The sequence below is a fragment of the Streptomyces sp. NPDC058534 genome (genome assembly GCF_042717365.1).
Taxonomy (GTDB): Bacteria; Actinomycetota; Actinomycetes; order Streptomycetales; family Streptomycetaceae; genus Streptomyces.
The window spans coordinates 1-19,873 of sequence record NZ_JBHXNW010000120.1; the positions used below are offsets into that span (position 1 = coordinate 1).

Consider the following 19,873-nt stretch of genomic DNA (forward strand, 5'->3'; position numbering starts at 1 on the left):
TGCACACCCACCCGACGCGCGGCCACCGACAACCGAAGAAGCTCCATGCCCGACAACCTACGGACCCCGCACCACCAGCCCGCCAGAATCAGCAGGAAACGCATTCAATCGGAGGAAACCTGGCCCGAAACCCTGCCGATCAACCACACATCTGATAATTAGCGATACTCGGCCTGTTTAAGCGAAAGCCGCAACAGTTGAAGACCCTGGCTGGATTCGCACTTCACTCACGTGGTGGAGAAGGAGCCAGGAGGTCGACGCCGCACAGGGCCGCGAGTTCTTCGGCGACGGAGGTGAGCGGCCCTCGTAGCTCGGCCAGGTCCGCACGCATGTCGGCAGAGCGCTTCCAGCGCCTTTCATGCTCGAAGGGGCTGACGTCCGGCGGCCGAATGGCCTCGTGTTCCTGGAGCGCCGGGTGCCAAGTCGTGAGGAAGGGACGCAGATGGGTGTTGGTCAGCCGCGCGGCGATGGCGGGAAGCGTCAGAGGGGTGGCGGTTTCGGTCGCGACGCGGTGGAGCAGGTCGCGTGTCGTGGCGAACAGTGAGTGCAGGGACGTCAGCGCTTCCCGCAGCGAGCCGTGGTCCCGGGGAAGCGGCTGGACACCGACTCGGGTGACCAGTTCGACCTGGAGGTCGAAGGCCGCAGCTCGTTCCAGCGGGCTGGGGCGGGTTCCGACGGGGGCCCTGGGCGAGAGCTGAGCTCCGGGAGGACTCGTCGCCGCAGGCCGGTCCGGAACCGGGGCCCGGGCGGAGTTCGCCGGAACGAGCGTATGCAGGAGAACGCGTCGGAGGTCTTCCTGGCGGGCCACGTTCGAGTCATGGCGGTGTACGGCTCGGGCGAGCAGCGGATGGATGGTCCAGGACCGCTCGCGGAGTGGTTCGTGGCGCAGCGCGCCGGAGCCACGTAGAGCTTCCACGGCCTCTGCGACGAGAGCTGCCACGTCCCACGGGTCGTAGGGGCCGATGGAGGACAGTACGTTTTCCAGGGCCGTCTGGGACAGCGCTGCCGGGCAGGCGAGAGCAAGCAGCCGCAAGACGTCATCCGCTGGGCCCGCACCGGAGAGCGGCCTCGGCAGCAGGGCCGTCGCGAGGGGGCGGCGGGCCGGCGACCCCGTACCGGACACCGGTCGGCGGGTGGCCAGCACGTCCGGGCCGCGGGCGTGCAGCCGATTGCGTACGTCGATGAAGTCACTGGTGGCCGTGAGGTCGGCGAGCAGATCCAGCGCCTCTGGATGCCCACCGACATCACGGACGAGCGCGAGAGCGGCAGCGTGTTCCAGCTCGTCGTGGGGCATGCGGCGGGAGGTGAGGAGGCGGTAGCCGTCGGCATCCGACAACGGGGCCATGTCGACGCACTCGGCGAAAGCCGTGTACCGGAGGGACCGTGTCGTGATCAAGGTGGCCGTGAGCAGGTGCGGGCCGCGCAGGAGATTGAGCTGGTCGGCGGTCAGCCCGTCGGGGACGCCGTCGACCACCCACAGGCAGGGCAGGTTGCGCTCGCCCAGCGTGACCGCGAGGTGGCTGAGCAGTCCGGGCAGGGAGGACGTCGAGGCAGTCACCCGGAGAGCCGCCAGCACAGTGGAGACCTGTTGCGCGTAGGACTCCATCGCCTCCGAGGGCTCCCCTTCGTACGGGTGCAGATCGAACCAGAAGACCCCGCCGGGAAAGGCCGAACCGAAGTGCAGGGCGTATTCCTGGGCGAGCAGTGACTTGCCAAGGCCGGGCATGCCGCGCAACTGCGCGCCGCGTCCTCCGCCGGTCTGGGCGACCAGCGGAGCACGGTGACGATGAAGGGCTGTGTGGATGCGCCACTGCTCGGCCAGGCGGCCGGTGAAGCGGAACGAGCCCGTGCGGGCCGGCGCGGGCAGCCACGGGACGAAGGGTGCGTCCGCCGCGCCTCCCATGAAGGTGGCGACGGTGCCCACGTGGTCCGCCACGCGTGCGGCGAGGCGGTCGAGTCCCGCCGGGGAGGTGGGCCAGGGCCAGTGTCGGGCGTCTCGCAGTTCGACCGGGTGTACGTGGTCGGAAGCGGGCTCGGGATTGAGTACCAGGGTCCGCCGGCGAGGATCGCCTTCGCGCTGTCCCGTCAGATACGCGTAGGTCAGCTCCCACTGACACGCTCGCCGTTGGGGATAGTCCGCCGAGTACAGGGCGAGCAGGATCCGTGAATGAGCCAGCGCCTCCGTGATGGTCGCCGTGATGGACGCGAAGTCGTCCACGGCGGTGTCGTCGACGAAGACGCGCAGGCCGCGTGCCTGGAGCGCGGGCACCAGCGCGCCGACCTTGCCGGCGTCGGACCGGCTGTAACTGATGAAGACGTCCCACTCCGGTCCGGAGGCGTCGGGCGTGATCATCTCCGCCTCCTCGTGGGGACCTCAGCCGATGGGCTGTCCCCTCCCTCTCGACGGCCGAAAAATCGATGGGGGGGGGGTGCGCAATTTGCTTGGTCGTCCGAGGCCGGCCCACGAAGTGCCGGCACGATGAAGATCGTCACCTTGCCATCATGCGACACCGGGTCCGCTGCACGATGTCGCTGGGGGTGGCGTCATTCCCGCTGCCCACCTCTCGCCCCGTCCTGCTGCGGCACCGTGGGCCGGGACAGCACGGAGCGCGCCGAAGGACGCAGATGCCGTTCCGGATCACGGATGCCGGCGATCTCCCCGAGCCCGATCACGTACGGCCTCAGCCGTTCCTGCAGTCGGCGGAGCTCCGCGCGGAACGCGGCGTTCTGCGGCCACTCGGACTCGTCCTGGTCGGGGTGGCGGTCTTCGAAGTCCTTCAGGCCGGGGTGCCACCTGGCCAGGAACGGAGCGAGCTCGAAGTTGAGGATGTCCAGGGCCAGTTCGTACACCGAGTCCCCCTTGGCAGGGGGAGGAGGGGTCGTGTGTCCCTCCAGCGGCTCGCGATAGAGGTCGAACAGCGTCTTGAGGGAGGTCAGGGCCTCGCGCAGGTTCCCGCTGCCGTCCTCCAGCGGACGTGTGGCGACCCGGGTGGCGGCTTGGAAGAACATCCGTTGAGCGGCCTGCCGCATGTCCGTCCTGGTGGTGAACGACATCTCGTTACCCAGCAGGACCAGGCGGACCTCGGTCAGCTGAGCGGACCTGCGGTACAGCTCCAGACCGAGGGCTACGGCGACGCCGATGAGGCACCCCACGATGACCGACAGCCGCTGCCCGCCGGTCTGGCTGATCGAGTACGCGGCAATACCGATCACGCTCCCCGTGACGCCGGCCAACACCGCGCGCAAAGCCATGCGAACCGCGCCGTTGCCCTCACGCCCACTCCGCCTGGCCACCGGCCCCCCTTGCTGCGCTGACGCTCCGTCTTGTCCGGCGGCCTTCGCGTCCGACACGGCGGCCACCTCCTGCTCGCCGGGGCTCGTTGGGCTCTGCTCCGCCGAACGTGGTCATGCCACTCTAGAGGTGGGCGCGTCGGTCTCGGTCGAAGAGGCTGATCACGAACGTCCGCCGAGCCGTGCGGGGCGACCGTGCACAGGTCGGCCAGTTCGCACCGGCAGGGCGGCCATCGCCGCGGTACCGGGCAGGTCGGCGAACATCGCCCAGCGTACGCCGATCAGCCAAATCCGTGATCTTCGCGGGGACTGGGTGAGAGCGGCGAGGTCCGTTGCGGCCAAGTGTGCAGGCCGCGCCCAACCGGTATCCCGCTACCGCTCGAAGGCCAGACCGAGTGAACGCTCCAGTCCCGTCTTTCCCTCGTCGGTTACATGGACCACGCGCGGCGACGCACCCCAGCGCACCCAGTCCAGGTCGAACAGCCGGGCCGCCAGTGCCGCGCCAAGACCGCCGGCAAGGTGGTGGCGGTGCTCGCTCCAGTCCACGCAGTAGCGCACCGCGGGGCGCCGCGGCGGCAACCGGTCGGTATCGACACCGAGTTCACGCCATATCGCGTCAACTTCTCTGCTGTCAAGGAAAACTGGCCCGACTTGACCCCTCCGGCCGTCCCATCGGCCACCGCGCAAGCAACCCGCAGACAACCCCGTACGAGAGGACCCTTCACCATGCCGGACGCGACGACCACGACAACGGGACAGGCCCGGCACCTGACCTCGGAGGTGCTCCACTACACCGCCTTCACACCAGCCCGACGGGCGGCAACGGAGCAGGAGTCGTCCTCGACGCCTCCGGCCTCGGCGACGACGAGATGGTGGCGATCGCCGCCGGTCTCGGCTACTCGGAGTCCGCCTTCGTCACCGCCGGACCCGACCCGCACGTCGAGCGGTCCTTCACCCTGCGGTTCTTCAGTCCCAGGGCGGAAGTCGGCTTCTGCGGCCACGCCACCGTCGCCACTGCGGTGGCACTCGGCGAGCGCCTCGGTGCGGGCGACTTCGACTTCCACACCGCCGCGGGCCACGTGCCCGTCACCGTCCGGGAAGAGTACGGCGTACTGAAGGCCACCCTCACCAGCGTCACACCCCGCGTGCACGACGTGGCCTCGGCCGATGTGGCAGAAGCGCTGGCCGCGCTCGGCTGGCAGGCCGGCGAACTCGACGCCCGCCTGCCTCCGAAGATCGCCTTCGCAGGCGTACGCCACCTGATACTGGCCGCGGACACCCGCGAGCGACTTGCCGATCTGGACTACGACTTCGACCGGCTGCTGCGCCTGATGCAGCGGCTCGACCTGACCACCGTGCAGCTGGTGTGGCGCGAAACAGCGACCGTCTTCCACGTACGCGACCCCTTCCCCGTCGGCGGCGTGGTGGAGGACGCCGCGACCGGCGCCGCAGCCGCGGCCTTCGGCGCCTACGCCCGCGACTTGGCCCTCGCCCCGGCGGACGCGCGGCTCACCCTCCACCAGGGCCACGACATGGGCCGCCCGTCACTCCTGGAGGTCACCCTGCGCGCCGGCGATCAGCGGGTACATGTCACCGGAGCCGCCCTCGCCATCCGGCCAGACCTCCCAGAATGCCCCCAGTAACAGATCAGGCCCGGCACTGATCTCTCAGTACCGGGCCTGACCTGCTGTTTCAGCTGTCGGGGTGGCGGGATGTGAACCCAAGTCGGCTCCCCAATGGCTCCCAGCGTTCTTGCGTCGGCTCGAACCGGGGCGCTTCGTGGTCGGAGGAGGCCGGGCGATTGACGCCAGTTCGGCGGTGGCAGTTTCTGGCCCATCGGCCTCAAAGCCGGACGGGCCGTAATGCCTCTACACCGTGAAGAAGTCGCCGAGCGCGCGGCCGATCCGGCCGGGCGCGTTCTCGGTGGGGATGTGATCCGCATGGGGGATTCGGATGAGTGTGGTGTTCGGGATCTCCGAGGCGAACCGCTCGGCGAACTCCACCGTCTCGTGGAGGTCGTCCTCGCCCCAGATGAGCAACTTGGGCGTGGTGGACCGCCGCAGCGCGGGGACGAGCTCAAGGGTGTAGCGGTTGTCGGCCGCACCCGCCAGGGCCATCCAGGAGCGGCGAACCCGCGCATCGGTCCACGGGTCCACATAGTCCGCGATCAGCGGTTCGGTGGCGACACCGGCCAGCACTCTTGCCACCGCCTGGCGGCGGTTGTCGAGCACGCCCTCGGCCGTATCCGCGCCCCGGAAGCCGGCCACATGGGGCGCCGGCCAGGAGTCGTAAAGGACCGAGTTGACCAAGGCAAGGCGGGACACCTCGAAGCAGTCGTGGGCGAGGAGGTGCTGGGCGATGGCGCCGCCGATGTCATGGGCCGCCACGGCGATCGGTCCGGAGAGCTCCAGCGCGGACGCGAAGCGCGTCACCCAGTCCGCGAGGGCCGGGACCGTGGCCGTTTCCGGGGTGAGCTCGCCTCCTGAGCGCCCCAGGCCGGGGAGATCGACCGCGATCGGCCGCAGCCCCGCCTCGGCGAGGTGGTCCAGCACCGGGAGCCAGACCCGGCTCCAGTACGTTCCGTGCAGCAGCAGCACGGGCCGGCCGTCCTGCCGCCCGGCGGTCAGGTAGCTGGCCGTTTCGCCGTCGACCTGGACTGCGCCCCTGACCACTGTCGTTTCGGTGGTTTCACTCATGGGACCACTGTGACCGGAGCCGATCTCCCTGCCGAGAGTCTGAAAAGACACCCTGGGGTACATTCCTGCCATGAGTCTTCACCGGGTGGTGGCCCTGCTCAGTCCGCCGCAGTCGCCTTTCGAACTCGGCTGCGCTGCCGAGGTCTTCGGCACCGTCCTGCCGGATGCGCCTGCCCGCTACAGCTTCCAGATCTGTGCCGAACGCCCCGGACCGCTGCGGACCACCATCGGTTACCCGATGCTCGTCGACGCGGGCCTGTCGGCCCTGGAGGAGGCGGACACCGTGATCGTCCCTGGCTGGCAGCCACCCAGTGCGCCGGTACCGCCGACCGTCATCGCGGCGCTGCGGGCCGCCCACCGGCGCGAGGCCAGAATCGTCGCCATCTGCACGGGGGCGTTCGTCCTCGCCCATGCCGGACTGCTCGACGGCCGCCGTGCCAGCACCCACTGGCGCCATGCGGACCGGCTCGCCGCCACCTTCCCCCAGATCGAGGTGGACCCTGACGTGCTCTACGTGGACCACGGCGACGTGGCCACCAGCGCCGGAACCGGCGCTGGCATCGACCTCTGCCTGCACCTGGTGCGCTCCGACCACGGAGCCGCCTACGCCGCGCAGATCGCCCGGAACATGGTCCTGCCCCCACACCGGGAGGGCAGCCAACTCCAGTACGCCGCACAGCCGGCCCCGGCGAGGACGGACGAGTCACTGGCGCCACTGCTGGAGTGGGGCACGTCCCACCTCGACTCCCCGCTGACCCTGGACCGGCTCGCCGAACGAGCCGGGCTGTCCACTCGGACCCTCGCCAGGCGCTTCACCGAACAACTCGGCGTCAGCCCGGGGCAGTGGCTGTTGCGCCAACGCCTCGTCGCAGCCCGGGTATTGCTGGAGCAGACCGACTTGCCGGTCGAAGCCATCGCCACCCGTGTCGGACTCACGTCGGCAGTCAACCTGCGCCGCCGCTTCCGGACGCATCTGGGCACCACACCCGGCGCTTATCGGCGCACCTTCAGTCAGACTCGGGCGGCTGACCTTCGGTCGAGCCGCGTGGGCTCCCGGTGGTGATCCGACCGAGAGACTGCAGGCTGCGACAGCGGCGTACCGTGGGCGCTGATTCGCGAGGAGGGGTCATGCAGATCGGCGAGCTGTCCGAGGTCACTGGTGCGAGTCGCCGCTCGATTCGCTACTACGAGCAGCAGGGGCTGCTGGAGGCGGCACGGACCAGCAAAGGGTGGCGGGAGTACGACGAGCGGGCGGTGCACCGGGTTCTGAATGTCCGGGAGTTGCTGGGGGCGGGCCTCACGGCGCAAGACATCCGGGTGGTGGCGCCCTGTCTGGACATGAAGACCGAGGAGTTCCTGGCGTGTGAAAGCGGCCCGGACGACGCGCTCGCCATGTACGAGCAGCGGCTTTCCGCTGTGGAGGCCAAGGCGGCGGAGTTGGAGCGGCACCGGGCCGAACTCGTGGAACGCATCGCCCGCCTGCGCGCTGACGCGGCGGATACAGACGGCTTCGCGGAGCGGCTGCGTTCCGGCGCTTGACCCTGACACCGGTGTCACTACCTAGCGTGCGACGGACGCATCGCGTTCCACGGAGGTAGTAGACCGATGAGAAGAGCTGCCCTGCCGGGCTGGCTGTACATCCTGTTCCTGACGCTGCTGGCCACGGCCACCGACGAGTTCGTCATCGCAGGCGTGCTGCCCGCTGTCGCGGATGACCTGGAGGTGAGCGTCGCCGCCGCCGGGCAGTTGGTGACGGTGTTCGCCGTGGTCTACGCGGTCGGCGCACCCACACTGTCCGTGATCTGCGAACGATTCCCGAAGCGGAGGGTGCTGCTCGTCGGGCTCCTGCTGTTCGTCCTGGCCAACGTGGCCGCAGCCCTCGCGCCCGGATATTGGTTCCTGATGGGCGCCCGTGTGGCGGCTGCTCTGTGCGCGGCGGTGGTGGCCTCCGCGGCCTTCGCCACGGCGGCGGCCGGGGCACCCGAGGGTGAGCAGGGTCGGTACCTGGGTGTGGTGACGGCCGGGATGACCGCCGCGCTGTTCAGCGGCGTACCGCTGGGCTCGTGGCTGGGCGGGGCCTTCGGCTGGCGCGCGACCTTCTGGCTGATCGCGGCGGTCGCGGCGGTCGCGGCGTTGGGTCTGCTGGGCACGGCCCCGGCCGTGCCCGGCGGCGCCCCTGTACCACTGCGGGAGCGCCTTGCGCTGCTGCGGGATCGCGCTGTGGTGCGTCTGGTGACGGTGACGTTCCTCGCCGCGAGCGGTGGGCTGATGTTCTACACCTACCTCGGTCCATACACGGCCAAGGTCGCGGGGGGTTCGTACGGCCTGCTGTCTTTCGTGCTGTTCCTGGTCGGCGCTGCCGGCCTCGTGGGGGCACTGCTGTCGGGGCGGGCGGCGGATTCCTGGGGTCCGCAGCGAAGCCTGCGCCGTGTCCTCGCCGGGCATGCGATCACACTCGCCCTGGCAGCCGGCCTCGTCTCCAGCGGCATCGGCAACCGGTACGTGCTGACCGCCGTCATCGCCTGCTGGGCCGTCTTCGCCTGGGCCCTCACCCCACCAGTACAGGGCAGCGTCCTGGCCGCCGCCGGTCCTGCCGCCGGGATGACCGCCCTGTCCCTGAATATCTCCGGCCTGTACCTGGGTACGGGCGTCGCCGCCGCCGTGGGTGGTGCGGCAGTCGGCACGCTGGGCGTTGCCTATGTTCCAGTGGTCGCTGCCGTATTGATGACGCTCGCCTTCCTCTTGGCACCCGCCGCACCCCGCGCACAGCGTGCGGCGACGCAGACTGTCGATTCGACCTCGGCGAGTGCATGAGGCCGGCCTTTCAGGCGTGGGCAGCGCCGAGGTCTGTCATGCCTGGTGTGCATGCAGACGACCGCCGACATACAGCGGGTTCGTGACCTACGGCGCTGGGCCACTGCGTCAGCGCAAGGTGTGCGGTACTCGGTTCCGCAGAGTCTCATCGGCGATGGTGTCCACATCACGCCACGCAGCAGCGGTGACCTCTTCGGCCTGCAACTCGACGACTTCCGCGGACGTGCGGAAGAGGAGGCGGAAGTCGAAGTGCTGGCGCTCCGGTTCCTCCTTGGCCGGGTTGGCGGGGATGGAGTGGGCGTCGATATGGATGGGCCGGTGGCTGGCCGGGACGACGCCGGCGGTGACGTGGCCGCGGAACTCCCTGCGTGAGGTGAGGTCGGCATGGGCGTCGAGGAGTGCGGTGAGTGGTGTGAAGATGCATGGCCCTCCGCCTGGTGACCGCGAGGGCCACCCCACCGACGAGGTATAGCCACCGGCACCCCTCCCGTCCTGGACCCGCAAACCCCCAGGCCGGGCAGCTCACCCACATCCCTAATGATTGACCGGCGAGTCGGCGTTGCCGCGCCCACGCCCACCACGACCTGTAGAGGACTCACTCCTTGCGCCGACCGGCCGCGCGTACCGCTTCACCGACGAGCACCTCGCCGAGATCATCCGCGTGAACGAGGCTCGCCCTGCCCTCCCGCAGCAACGAGCAGCGAAAGCAGCTCCTGCCGCCCGGCCACCACGCCGAGCGTGCCAGAGCCAGTTCGGGACCGCGGCCTGGCACGACGACGAAGCAGGGGAGGGATACATGGGTTTCGGCGAGAAGCGCGGAAACTACTGGCGTGGCCGCTACAAGATTGCGCCCGGCAAGCACCTTTGCTCCTCGATGTGGCGCTCTAGTTCTGCATCGTCGAGGCGGCCAGGTCCTGGGCCGCGTACGGCCTCGCCCTTAGAAGAAGGAGCGAGCCGCGTACGCGGCATCCAGCGTCAAGACCTGGCGCTCCACGCTCCACCTGATCTTCGAGGACACGATCGACGAGCCTCCTCACGGCCGAGCGGGCCGCTCTGCTCTCCGGCCGCGACGACGAGTAAGTGCTGAGGTGAAATCGTCGGCCCGGAGACAGAGTTTGCCCCACCCGGCCTCCTTTCGTGTCGAGTGGCAGCTGTACGAACTCGACACCGGCGAGCTGGTCCGCTGCCCGCCCAAGGACGACAGCTACCGCGACACCTGCTGCCCTCCAGTAGTAGCTCCCTGGGAGCCGCATCACGAAGTCGGCCCCCGAATTGGCCCCCCAACGCAGGTCAGGCCCGGTACTGATCTCTCAGTACCGGGCCTGACCTGCTGTTTCAGCTGTCGGGGTGGCGGGATTTGAACCCACGACCTCTTCGTCCCGAATGAGGTTCGGCTACCACCCCTGCCGGCATGAATCCTGTTTTCCCTGGTCAGGTGGCTGGTCTCGCTTGGTCTCACGCCGTATGGAACGGGGTTGGGGAGTGGGTCGGCTCCCAAACGGCTCCCACGGCGTTTCCTACCAGCTCGGGCGAGGACCTTCACGCCGGCAACCGTGTGACGTTCCCGTTCACTTGGCCCATCCTCCTGTGCCACCGAGCCGGTGTCGTCTCGGCTCTCGCTGAGTGACCCGTCGACACCGACCCGTGACGTACCTGCGCCTTACAACTTGTGAAGGTTTGGCGTAGGTTTCTATCCTCCTGCTTCGACGACCGATCTGGTAATAACCGGTCGGTCTGTCAGTGGATGCGTCTACAGTCCGTGGCAGGTCGGCGGTGTGGTGTGCGACACATCGTCGGTGAACATGGTGATCGACGTTTTCAGGAGCCATGCAAGTGCGGCTTTGGCAGTGGTGCGTTGCTGTGGCAGTAGCGGGGGCGGTGTAGGCGTGGCGACGAATCGAGCCGGTTGGATTCCCGACGAGCGTCTGGTTCGCGAGGTCGACGACCTCTTCGAGCGGGCGACCAACTCGTATCGTGCGAACTCGCACCTGATCGCGGAGCATGCCAACCAGGAGGAGTCCATCCGAGTCGGCGGTTACTCGAACCGCACGCTACTGGAGCTGGTGCAGAACGCGGCCGACGCGATGTCGGGAGCCGCCGAGCACGAGGAGGGGGCCGGGCGGGTCGAGATCGTCCTCGACCTCGATCGCCAGACCTTGTACTGCGCGAACGCCGGGCGTCCGTTTTCGCGTAGCGGCCTGACCACGCTCGCGCACGCGCACCTCAGCGGTAAGAGAGGCGATGAGATCGGGCGGTTCGGACTCGGGTTCAAGTCGGTGCTCGCGGTCACCGACGCTCCGCAGGTTTTCAGCCGGTCGATCGCCTTCGAGTTCAGCTCTCCCAAGGCGAAGGCGGCCCTCGCGGTGATCGCCCCCGCATCCAAGAGGCTGCCGGTCCTAAGGACCCTGACGCGGATCGATGCCGACGTCGAGTTCGCCGAGGACCCGATCCTGGCCGAGCTGGCGGAGTGGGCGGTGACGATCGTCAGACTGCCGCGCGCGTCGAGGTTGGAGAACCTCCGGAGGGAGATCGAGGAGTTCCGCTCCGAGTTCCTCCTCTTCGTCAACTCGGTGCGCGAGGTCCGGCTCCGGGTCGTCGGCGCCGACGCCGACTTCGTGACGAGCCACGTGTCGCGTGACCTCGGTGACGGTAGGTTCCGCATCGAGCGTCCCGACGGTGACCACGAGGAGTGGTACGTCGAGAATCGGATGCACGCACCCAGCCCCGAGGCTCGGACCGAGGTCGGTGAAGCGGTGTCGCGTGACCGGATGAAGGTCACGGTCGCCATGCCGGCACGGTTCGCCCAACTGAAGACGGGCGGGTTCTGGTCGTATTTCCCGCTTCAGGACAGGACGTCGGCATCCGCCCTCTTCAACGCCCCTTGGAGCGTGAACGACGATCGCACCACGCTGCTCGCGAACACGTACAACCGGGAGATCCTCGTGACTCTCTCCGGGATGTTCCTCGACATGTTGCCGAAGGTCTCGTCCTTCGACGATCCTGCAGCGCACTTGGACTACATGCCTGCACGTGGTCGCGAGACCCACTCGTTCGGCGATGAGATCCTCTGCGTTCATATCCCGCAGCTCGGATGCGAGAGGGCTCTGATCCCCGATGCTGCAGGTGGACTGCGCACGCCGCCGGAGCTCCGTCCTCTCGACTTCCGCGTCAGCGAGGCGTCCGAGCGCGACCACGAAGAGTGGATCAAGTCGCCCCACACCAGTGGCGATGTGCCGCACTGGCGTTGCTACGCCAACAATCAGCGTATGACGCGTCTGCGGACGCTTTACGTGTGCAGTGTCTCCTCCGCCTTCGTCGACTCGCGGCCGAGGGATGAGGCGAAGGCGCTGGAGAAAGTACCCAAGAGAGGCGTCCTGTCGTGGCTGCGCGAGTGGGCGGAGGGGGCCGACGCGGCCTCTGCCGCGAGAGCGCTCGACTTCGTGCTGCGGAATCCCAGAGTCGACGGCATCGGCTCCGCGAAGGTCATACCCACGACCGACGGCATGAAGTCCGTCAAGGATCGCGGTCAGGTCTTCCTCCATCGCGTGGAGGGCATCGAGGTCGAAGGATCGTGCTTCGTCGATCCGGATTTTCTAGCCGTTCCCGGCGTCGAGAAGAAGCTCGGTGACAGGGGCTTCCGGGACCTGGACCCGCTCGCGAAGTTCGAGGCCAGGATGGCCAAGCTGTCGCCGGAGTCGGAGGACGACGAACTTCCGAAGTTCTGGGACGCGGCCGTCGACGTGCCCATAGCGCAGGCGCAGAAGGTCGTGGCGGGCAACAAGGCAGGTGCCCTCAAGGTTCCGACACGCGACGGTGGCTGGGCGTCGCCCGAGTACGTACTGGACATCGACGGCCTCGGTGACGGCATTGCCGACCGAGTGTTGGACAGGACGAAGTGCGTTCCCCAGATCGCCCATGCAGCAGGCGTCATCACAGAACCTGTGGCTTCGTACTCGGTCGAAGAGGAGGTCCATTTCGACGACTACTGCCAGTACGTCCTGGATGAGCTGAACCGGAGGTTGGGGCCCGGGGAGCGCTACGTCGAAGAGGTCGAGTTCGACAAGGGCGACGGCCCGGGCCCGTTCTCGGCGCTCCTCATGCTGAAGGAGGCGGAGGCGCCTGAGGGCATCCGCGAACACTGGACGGAGAGGCTGCTCAGGCTCGACGAGACGGGTCACTGGCTCTGCACGGACGTCGACACGGGGCTCACTCACCGAGTCGCTTCCCCCGTGCGATGGGCGGTGGACCAGGCTGGCCTGCTGAAGTCGAGCCGCGGTTACCGGGCTCCCGGTCACGTCGTCTCCGCGTCGCTCGTCGAGTACGAGGCCCTGCTGCCTCTCTTCCGCGGACCGCGCCATGTCGAAGACGCCCTGGCACTGCCGAAGGGGCTGGACGAGGTTCCGGCGGAAGTCATGCGCGAAGCGCTCCGATCGGAGGTCCTCAAGCCGATCAAGAACGGGGCCCTGACGGGGTTCGTCCTCACTGCCGGCAGGACCGCATTCCCGGACGGGCGTCCCGCACTCATCCCCGCCAGGGTTGGACGCGTCATCGAGGCGAGGCGACCCGACGCGGTGTACTTGGCGACGACCGAAGAAGAACGCGCGTTCCTCAGCATGAGGCAGAAGCCGTACCTCAAGGCGGACCCCGACGAAGCGGAGCTGCTCGTCGAGGAGGTCGGATGTCGTCGGTTCGAGGACAGCTTCTCCTTCTCGCTGCTGGTCGACGGCCGGCAGGGCGAGGAGCGCGTCATCGACTTGTACGCCGGGCTGCGTTCGACGTTCGTCGAGGACAAGGTCGTGAACGCGACCGTGGCGAAGGCCGTCCAAATCACGAAGCGCGTGACCACCGAGGACGGCGTCGAGGACCAGACGCTCGAGTGGCATCTCGAGGGGCTGACTCTTGTGGTCCATGCCGACCTCGACGAAGAGCGCCTTCTGCAGATCGTCAACGGCGCGTTCGACCTGCGTCTGTCGAACGCCGAGCTGAGCGACATCCTCCGAGCACGTGCAGACCAACGTCTGGAGGAACAGCGGCAAGCCGCCCGGGCCGCAACCGGTGATGCGGAGCGCCTGGAGATCTTCTTCGGCGACGACACGCTGAAGGAGTGCCTGCCGAAGGGGCTCTGGCAGGCACTCGAAGGGCAGGGCCTGGTGGACGACTCCACGTCCGTTGCGGAGCTCTTCCTGACGGTCTACGGCAGCGACTCGATCAGATTCCTCAAAGATCAATTCAGCGTCGAGGGGTACACGGACGTTCCCACGGCGTGGGCGGGGGGAGCGTCGACCGTCGCCTGGCTCCGGAAGATGGGATTCGGCACGCAGTATGCCGGACGCCGTGGTCGGCACCAGGACGAGGAGTTCGTCGTGCCCGGTGCCGTGAGGCTCAACCCTCTGCACGATTTCCAGAAGGAGATCAGCCGGGAGCTGAAGGAGGTTCTGACGTCCCGGGAAGCGGACGGGCGCGCACGCAAGGGCATGGTGGAACTTCCGACGGGAGCCGGAAAAACTCGCGTCGCCACCGAAACCGTGCTGCGGCTCTTCGTCGACGGCGACATGAGCGGAACCGTGATCTGGATCGCGCAGTCGGAGGAGCTCTGCGAGCAGGCGGTGCAGACGTTCGAGACCGTCTGGCGATGGCTCGGCGACGAGCGTCCGTTGACCATCGGCAGGCTCTGGAACTCCAACGTGGTCCACGAGCCCGACACCGAGTTCAGCGTGGTCGTGGCCACCGACGCCAAGCTCGACAGGGTTGCCGACACCCCCGAGTACGAGTGGCTCAGTCGCGCGTCCGCGGTGTTCATCGACGAGGCGCACCGGGCGGGCGGGTCGAAGATGTACACGAAGATCCTCAGGTGGCTCGGAGTCGACGGCCGTAGCTGGGAGCGGCCTCTGGTGGGCGTCTCGGCCACCCCGTTCAAGGGGAAGAGCGACGTCGTCACCAAGCCGACGGAGGAGCTGGCGGCCCGCTTCGGCCACCACATCATGAGGGCCTTCGGAGGCAACGCCTACGAGGAGCTGTCGAAGAGGGGCGTCCTCGCGCGGGTTCGACACGAGGTGCTGAAGGGCGTGGACGTCGCGCTGAAGCCGGACGAACTCGAGCAGGTGCAGTCGTGGCGCAAACTCGAGCCCAAGGTTCTCGACCGCATCGGGCGGGACCAGGCCCGCATGCGGATCCTCGTGGAGGACATTCTTCGCCGGGACCCGGAATGGCCGATCCTCGTGTTCACTCCGAACGTCCTGTCCGCCCAGGTCCTCGCCGCCACGCTTCGTTACCGGCAGGTCGCGGCCGAGGCGGTCAGCGGCCAGACCGGACGGCAGGCACGCCGTGACGTAATCGAGAAGTTCAAGAAGGGGGAGATCCGGGTCCTGGCCAACTGCGATCTGTTGATCCAGGGCTTCGACGCACCGGGTGTCCGGGCCCTGTACATCGCGAGGCCGACGTTCAGCCCCAGCGCGTACATCCAGATGGCCGGCCGCGGACTGCGCGGCCCCGCGAACGGCGGCAAACCGGAGTGCCTCATCGTGGACGTCGCCGACAACTTCGGGGCGGTCAACGATTTCCTCGGATACCGCGCCTACGAAGACCTCTGGCGAAAGCAGGGAGCATGATCCTGGTACCGGATCTCGCCGACGTCGAGACGACGACCACCAGCAACGCCGAACGGCGGGTGGCGCGACTACTGCGGGCGATCGACGGGCCCCACGGGGCGGTCGCCTTCCACTCGGTGAAGCTGCGGAGTCATGCGGTCAAGCAGCAGGGGGAAGCCGACTTCGTCGTGCTCTGGGACGGTGTCGTCGTCATCGTCGAGGTCAAGGGCGGGGGCGTCAGGAAGTACGACGGCGTCTGGTACTCCATCGACCGCCACGGTGACTGGAAGAAGCTGCGCGAGTCCCCGATGGACCAGGCGCAGTCGGCGATGTACGCGTTGCGCGACATTCTTCAGGAGGAAGGCGTCGGTTGGTTCGCGACCGAGGCCGTCGTTCTTACCCCCGACATCGACGCGCCTCCGGCCGCGGTCGAGTGGAAGGGGAGCCACTGGTGGGCCAGGGACCAGATGACCATCGCGGCGATGACGGAAGCCTTCGAGAAGGTCGCCGGTGAGGCCAGGACCGCACCCTTCGGAGTCAGGATCGCTCGGTCCGAAACCCTGCGGGCGCGCCTCTTCGGCGAATTCACGCGGATGCCCGTTATCGATGCACAGCGGGGCGCCGTCCTGGAGGAGCAGAACCGGGCGACCGAGGGGCAGGCACGGGTCCTGGCCGCGCTCTCCCGAAACCCGAGGATGCTCGTCTTCGGCGGTGCGGGCACCGGAAAGTCCCTGGTGCTGGTGGAAGGCGCGAAGCAGGAGGCGGGCGAGGGAAAGTCGGTTCTCATCACCTTCCACTCACCCGCCCTCGTCGACTTCTTCGGTCCGCGGATCGAGGGCAGAGACATCGATCTTCTTCCGTTCGCGGACTTGTCGGGTGACAAGCAGTACGACGTCGTCTTCGTCGACGAGGCGCAGGACCTTATGAACGCCGAGGGTATGGACGCACTGGACTCCGTGATCCGCGGAGGTCGCGAGGGCGGTCGGTGGAGGATGTTCCTGGATCCGAACAACCAGGCGCGCGTCGACGGCGAATTCGACCCGGATGTCTGTGAGCTGGTCCAGCAGGAGGCGCTCCAGTACGACCTGGACCGGAACGTCCGCAACACCCGGGCGATCGTCCACGTCGTGCAGGAATACCTGGGCGCCGACGTCGGAGACCCGGGCATCGTCCACGGTGACCGAGTGGAATGGCGGTGGTCCGATGGGACGGCCGACGTCGACGCGGCGGAATCCGTGGCCCGGGACCTCGTCGCGGACGGCGCCCGTCGTCAAGACATCTGGATCATCAACGTCTCCGAGGGCGCCGAGCCTTATAGAAGCGAGGCCGGGTTCCTCGTGACGAACCCGCGGTTCGCCAAGGGGCTGGAAGCAGAGCACGTCATCGTCTGCGGCCTGCCCCGTGAGTACGACGATCGGGGCCTGGCCGCCTTCTACGTGGCAGTCACGAGGGCGCGGGTCACGCTCCACGTGATCGCGTCCAAAGAGGACAAGAAGCGGCTCCAGGCTCTTCTTCGAAAGCAGGTCTGCAAGTGAACCTCACCGTGGCTCAGAAGAAGGCCCTGGAACACCTTCGAGAGTCCTACGTAGGGCCCGAGGCGGGCGATGACGAGGTCACGACGAACCTGCCTCACCGGCAGTACGCCGTCGGCATGCTGTTCCCGGTCGAGGCCGGGAATCGAGGGACTCACGGCGGCGGAGACACGGACGAAGACGTTTCCGCCGACGTCCCGGACGGCGAGGTGGAGGAGAGCGGCGCCGGGGTCCCCCTGGCAGAGGACTGGAGGCCCTCGTCCGTCGCGATCTCCTTCGTCACCGACGGCGATTCCGTCGACGTCGACTTCTCGTGCGGCACGTACGCCGTCGTCGACGGGGACGGGCCACCCGGATGGCGGCGTACTCCGTTCTCCGCCGGCGTCATCGAGCTCCGGCGGGAGAAGAAGATCGAGCGCCTGTCCGTGGGGGGTGTTTCGGTCGAGGTCGGATCGCGCTGGCGCGTCTTCGGGGGAAACTCGTTGGTCACCGTCCATGTACGGGTTCTGACCGAGTCCACGGGTGACGACCGTCTCGACATCCCCGGGATGCTGTTCCAGGTCCGTCTGGCCGTCACTCCGCCCGCTGGTGCAGAGATCCTGGAGTACGACACGACGCGTTCGTTCGACGCCGATCCGGAAGCCGCCGAGCTGCGTCTGCGGTACCGCAACCGAAAGGTCTACGCGGTCGGGCACGGAATGGCCGCGGACTGGGAGTTCACGGCTGGCCGTTGCACACGGATCTTCCTCGAACCCGTCCCGGCGTTCGTGGTGCCCGCCGTCGAGACCACGGGTTTCGACGAGGGGACGGCCGAAGCCGGGGCCTTGGAGCTGAGGCACCTCCAGCAGATCGACGAGGACCCCGGAGCGGTACTGCAATCGTTGGACGCCTTCGTCGAGGCGTTCGCCGGCTGGGCTTCCCGGCAGATGGAACGGGCGGAAGCGTTCGGCGACGACAAAGCCGTGGCCGTCCGTATCGCCGAACGTTCGGAGAACACGGTCGGCAGGATGAAGAAGGGCGTCGACCTCCTCCGGTCACCGGAACAGCAACATCTCCGAACGGCATTCTCACTCGGCATGGCCGCCATGCGCCTTCAGATGCGGCAGGGGGCGATCAACCGTGGGGAGCCGGAGGACCAGGTGCGGGAACCGGAGTGGCGGCCGTTCCAACTCGGCTTCCTGCTAGTCTCGCTGGCTTCCACCGTTGACGAGAGGCACGAGGACCGGGGACTCGTCGACCTCATCTGGTTTCCGACCGGTGGTGGTAAGACCGAGGCATACCTGGGTCTCGCCGCGATCGAGGTCTTCCGCCGACGGCTCGACCGCGGTACGGCCGGTGGGGGAACCGCCGTCATCACCCGCTATACCCTGCGGCTCCTGACCGCTCAGCAATTCCAGCGGGCCGCGGCATTGGTCTGTGCGATGGAGAGGTTGCGGGCCACGGACGGCCGGGCGAAGGGGATGGCGCCTTTCTCGATCGGTCTGTGGGTCGGCAACGAAGTCACCCCCGGTACGCGTGGAGAGGCGCGTGACGCGCTCAAGCGTCTTCAGAAGGCCGCGCGTCCGGAAGAGGCGAACGAGTTCCAGGTCGAGAGCTGCCCGTGGTGTTTGACGCCGATGGTGCCGAAGCTCAGGAGCGACAAGCCGCATGACTACGGCATGCGTCTGGTGGGACCGGACGTCGTACTCCATTGCGTCGACGAGTCGTGCGAGTTCACCGACGGGCTTCCGCTCGCGGTCGTCGACGAGGTGCTGTACGAGGAACCGCCCACGATCCTGCTGGCCACCGTCGACAAGTTCGCACGTCTGCAGTTCAAGCCGGAAGCCGGGAGGCTGCTCGGTCTCGGGACCATTTTCAAGCAACCGTCCATGATCATTCAGGATGAGTTGCACCTGCTCTCGGGGCCGCTCGGGACCACCGTCGCCGTTTTCGACGCGGTGATCCAGCTCCTGCTGAGCCGGTCGGGGGTCAGCCCCAAGATCGTGGCTTCGACGGCCACCATCCGCGCGTCCGAGGAACAGGTGGGAGGGCTCTACGGACGAAAAGTCGCCCTGTACCCGCCGTCGGGGCTCGACGACGACCGGACGTTCTTTTCCCGCCCCGTCGAGAGCGGAGAAGGGCGTCTCTACGTCGGTTTGATGCCGCAGTCGGTCTCGCAGCCGTCGGCCGTCATCGCCGCCGTCACCCCCATGGTGGAGATGCCGGAGGCACTCGCCGCCCGCGCTCCGTCCGCCGCGCCACGGGACGCGTACTGGACGCTGGTCATGTACCACAACAGCCTCCGCGAGCTCGGGCGTACCGGAACGCTGGTCGTCGACGACGTCAACGGCCGTCTGGAGCCTCGTGCCGAAAGGCTCGGTTTCCCGCTGCGTCCCGTCAGGGCCGGAAAGGTCCTCGAACTGACGAGTCGCCGCGGAGCGGAGGAGCTGCCGAACGACCTCCGTGCGCTCCGGATCGGGGTCGACGAGTCGTCGGACGCCGTGGACGTGGTCCTCTCGTCGAACATGCTCTCCGTGGGCATCGACATTCCGAGGCTCGCGCTGATGCTCATGGTGGGGCAGCCGAAGACCACGGCCGAGTACATCCAGGCCACCAGCCGTGTCGGGCGTGGAGACACGCAAGGCGTCGTCGTCACGCTGTTCCGGTCGAGCAGGGCCCGCGACCGATCGCACTTCGAGACCTTCCGCGGTTATCACGAGGCTCTTTACCGGAGCGTAGAGCCCACGAGTGTCACGCCGTGGTCGTTGGCCTCGCGCAACCGTTCGCTCGCCGGCGCACTCGTGGCGCTGTTGAGGCAGTCGTTCAGCGCGCTTGCCCCGAACGACGCCGCGGGTCGGCTCGACCTCGGGGACGACAAGATCCGCGAAGCGGTCGACCGACTCGTCGACGGGTTTCTCGGTTACGTGACGCGCGCCGACGGTCTCGAAGCGGAGGAGACGCGCTCTGCGGTGGG

The 19,873-nt window shown here is 67.9% G+C and carries 11 protein-coding genes and 2 pseudogenes; 8 read left to right on the forward strand and 5 right to left on the reverse strand.

Features of this window, described 5'->3' with window-relative positions:
- Positions 1-223: 223 nt before the first annotated feature.
- The 3 genes from ACFWR9_RS40370 to ACFWR9_RS40380 all read right to left on the reverse strand — a co-directional run bounded on the left by ACFWR9_RS40370 (position 224) and on the right by ACFWR9_RS40380 (position 3,870).
- Complete coding sequence (locus tag ACFWR9_RS40370; RefSeq protein WP_383851973.1) at positions 224-2,353, reverse strand: TIR domain-containing protein; 2,130 nt, start codon at positions 2,351-2,353, stop codon at positions 224-226.
- A 191-nt stretch (positions 2,354-2,544) separates the two neighbouring features.
- The gene (locus tag ACFWR9_RS40375) at positions 2,545-3,213 is read right to left on the reverse strand and encodes a hypothetical protein (RefSeq protein WP_383851976.1); all 669 of its coding nucleotides are present in this window, start codon (positions 3,211-3,213) and stop codon (positions 2,545-2,547) included.
- A 450-nt stretch (positions 3,214-3,663) separates the two neighbouring features.
- Complete coding sequence (locus ACFWR9_RS40380) at positions 3,664-3,870, reverse strand: hypothetical protein (protein WP_383851980.1); 207 nt, start codon at positions 3,868-3,870, stop codon at positions 3,664-3,666.
- 147 nt (positions 3,871-4,017) lie between these two features.
- Here ACFWR9_RS40380 and ACFWR9_RS40385 point away from each other — a divergent pair.
- Positions 4,018-4,934 (forward strand): annotated as a pseudogene (locus ACFWR9_RS40385) (PhzF family phenazine biosynthesis protein).
- Positions 4,935-5,159: 225 nt separating this feature from the next.
- Here ACFWR9_RS40385 and ACFWR9_RS40390 read toward each other — a convergent pair.
- Positions 5,160-5,987 (reverse strand): alpha/beta fold hydrolase, encoded by an 828-nt coding sequence (locus ACFWR9_RS40390; protein WP_383851983.1) that lies wholly within the window; start codon positions 5,985-5,987, stop codon positions 5,160-5,162.
- A gap of 70 nt (positions 5,988-6,057) precedes the next feature.
- Here ACFWR9_RS40390 and ACFWR9_RS40395 point away from each other — a divergent pair, with 70 nt between their 5' ends.
- From ACFWR9_RS40395 to ACFWR9_RS40405, 3 genes are all read left to right on the forward strand, one after another.
- Positions 6,058-7,050, forward strand: coding sequence for a helix-turn-helix domain-containing protein (locus ACFWR9_RS40395; RefSeq protein ID WP_383851986.1), 993 nt, complete (start codon positions 6,058-6,060; stop codon positions 7,048-7,050).
- Between the two features lie 65 nt (positions 7,051-7,115).
- Complete coding sequence (locus tag ACFWR9_RS40400; protein WP_383851989.1) at positions 7,116-7,526, forward strand: MerR family transcriptional regulator; 411 nt, start codon at positions 7,116-7,118, stop codon at positions 7,524-7,526.
- Between the two features lie 66 nt (positions 7,527-7,592).
- On the forward strand, positions 7,593-8,801 hold the full coding sequence (locus ACFWR9_RS40405) for an MFS transporter (RefSeq protein WP_383851992.1): 1,209 nt from the start codon (positions 7,593-7,595) through the stop codon (positions 8,799-8,801).
- Positions 8,802-8,909: 108 nt separating this feature from the next.
- Here ACFWR9_RS40405 and ACFWR9_RS40410 read toward each other — a convergent pair whose 3' ends face one another.
- Positions 8,910-9,260 (reverse strand): hypothetical protein, encoded by a 351-nt coding sequence (locus tag ACFWR9_RS40410; RefSeq protein ID WP_383851995.1) that lies wholly within the window; start codon positions 9,258-9,260, stop codon positions 8,910-8,912.
- Between the two features lie 337 nt (positions 9,261-9,597).
- Here ACFWR9_RS40410 and ACFWR9_RS40415 point away from each other — a divergent pair.
- The 4 genes and pseudogenes from ACFWR9_RS40415 to ACFWR9_RS40430 form a co-directional block, all read left to right on the forward strand.
- Positions 9,598-10,012 (forward strand): annotated as a pseudogene (locus ACFWR9_RS40415) (hypothetical protein); the annotation flags it as partial.
- Positions 10,013-10,603: 591 nt separating this feature from the next.
- A complete protein-coding gene (locus ACFWR9_RS40420; RefSeq protein ID WP_383852004.1) occupies positions 10,604-15,409 on the forward strand; it encodes a sacsin N-terminal ATP-binding-like domain-containing protein in 4,806 nt (1,601 codons plus the stop codon).
- Positions 15,406-16,923, forward strand: coding sequence for an NERD domain-containing protein (locus tag ACFWR9_RS40425; protein WP_383851998.1), 1,518 nt, complete (start codon positions 15,406-15,408; stop codon positions 16,921-16,923). The genes ACFWR9_RS40420 and ACFWR9_RS40425 overlap by 4 nt, the downstream gene beginning before the upstream one ends.
- Positions 16,920-19,873 (forward strand): helicase-related protein (locus ACFWR9_RS40430; protein WP_383852001.1); only part of this gene is annotated, 2,954 nt, incomplete at its 3' end. The genes ACFWR9_RS40425 and ACFWR9_RS40430, both read left to right, overlap by 4 nt.

Bases quoted from the DNA above. Each gene is read 5' to 3' on its own strand.
- ACFWR9_RS40420 (WP_383852004.1), top strand. From the start codon at position 10,604: ATGGTGATCGACGTTTTCAGGAGCCATGCAAGTGCGGCTTTGGCAGTG.
- ACFWR9_RS40390 (WP_383851983.1), bottom strand. From the start codon at position 5,987: ATGAGTGAAACCACCGAAACGACAGTGGTCAGGGGCGCAGTCCAGGTC.
- ACFWR9_RS40405 (WP_383851992.1), top strand. From the start codon at position 7,593: ATGAGAAGAGCTGCCCTGCCGGGCTGGCTGTACATCCTGTTCCTGACG.
- ACFWR9_RS40370 (WP_383851973.1), bottom strand. From the start codon at position 2,353: ATGATCACGCCCGACGCCTCCGGACCGGAGTGGGACGTCTTCATCAGT.
- ACFWR9_RS40400 (WP_383851989.1), top strand. From the start codon at position 7,116: ATGCAGATCGGCGAGCTGTCCGAGGTCACTGGTGCGAGTCGCCGCTCG.
- ACFWR9_RS40425 (WP_383851998.1), top strand. From the start codon at position 15,406: ATGATCCTGGTACCGGATCTCGCCGACGTCGAGACGACGACCACCAGC.
- ACFWR9_RS40395 (WP_383851986.1), top strand. From the start codon at position 6,058: ATGAGTCTTCACCGGGTGGTGGCCCTGCTCAGTCCGCCGCAGTCGCCT.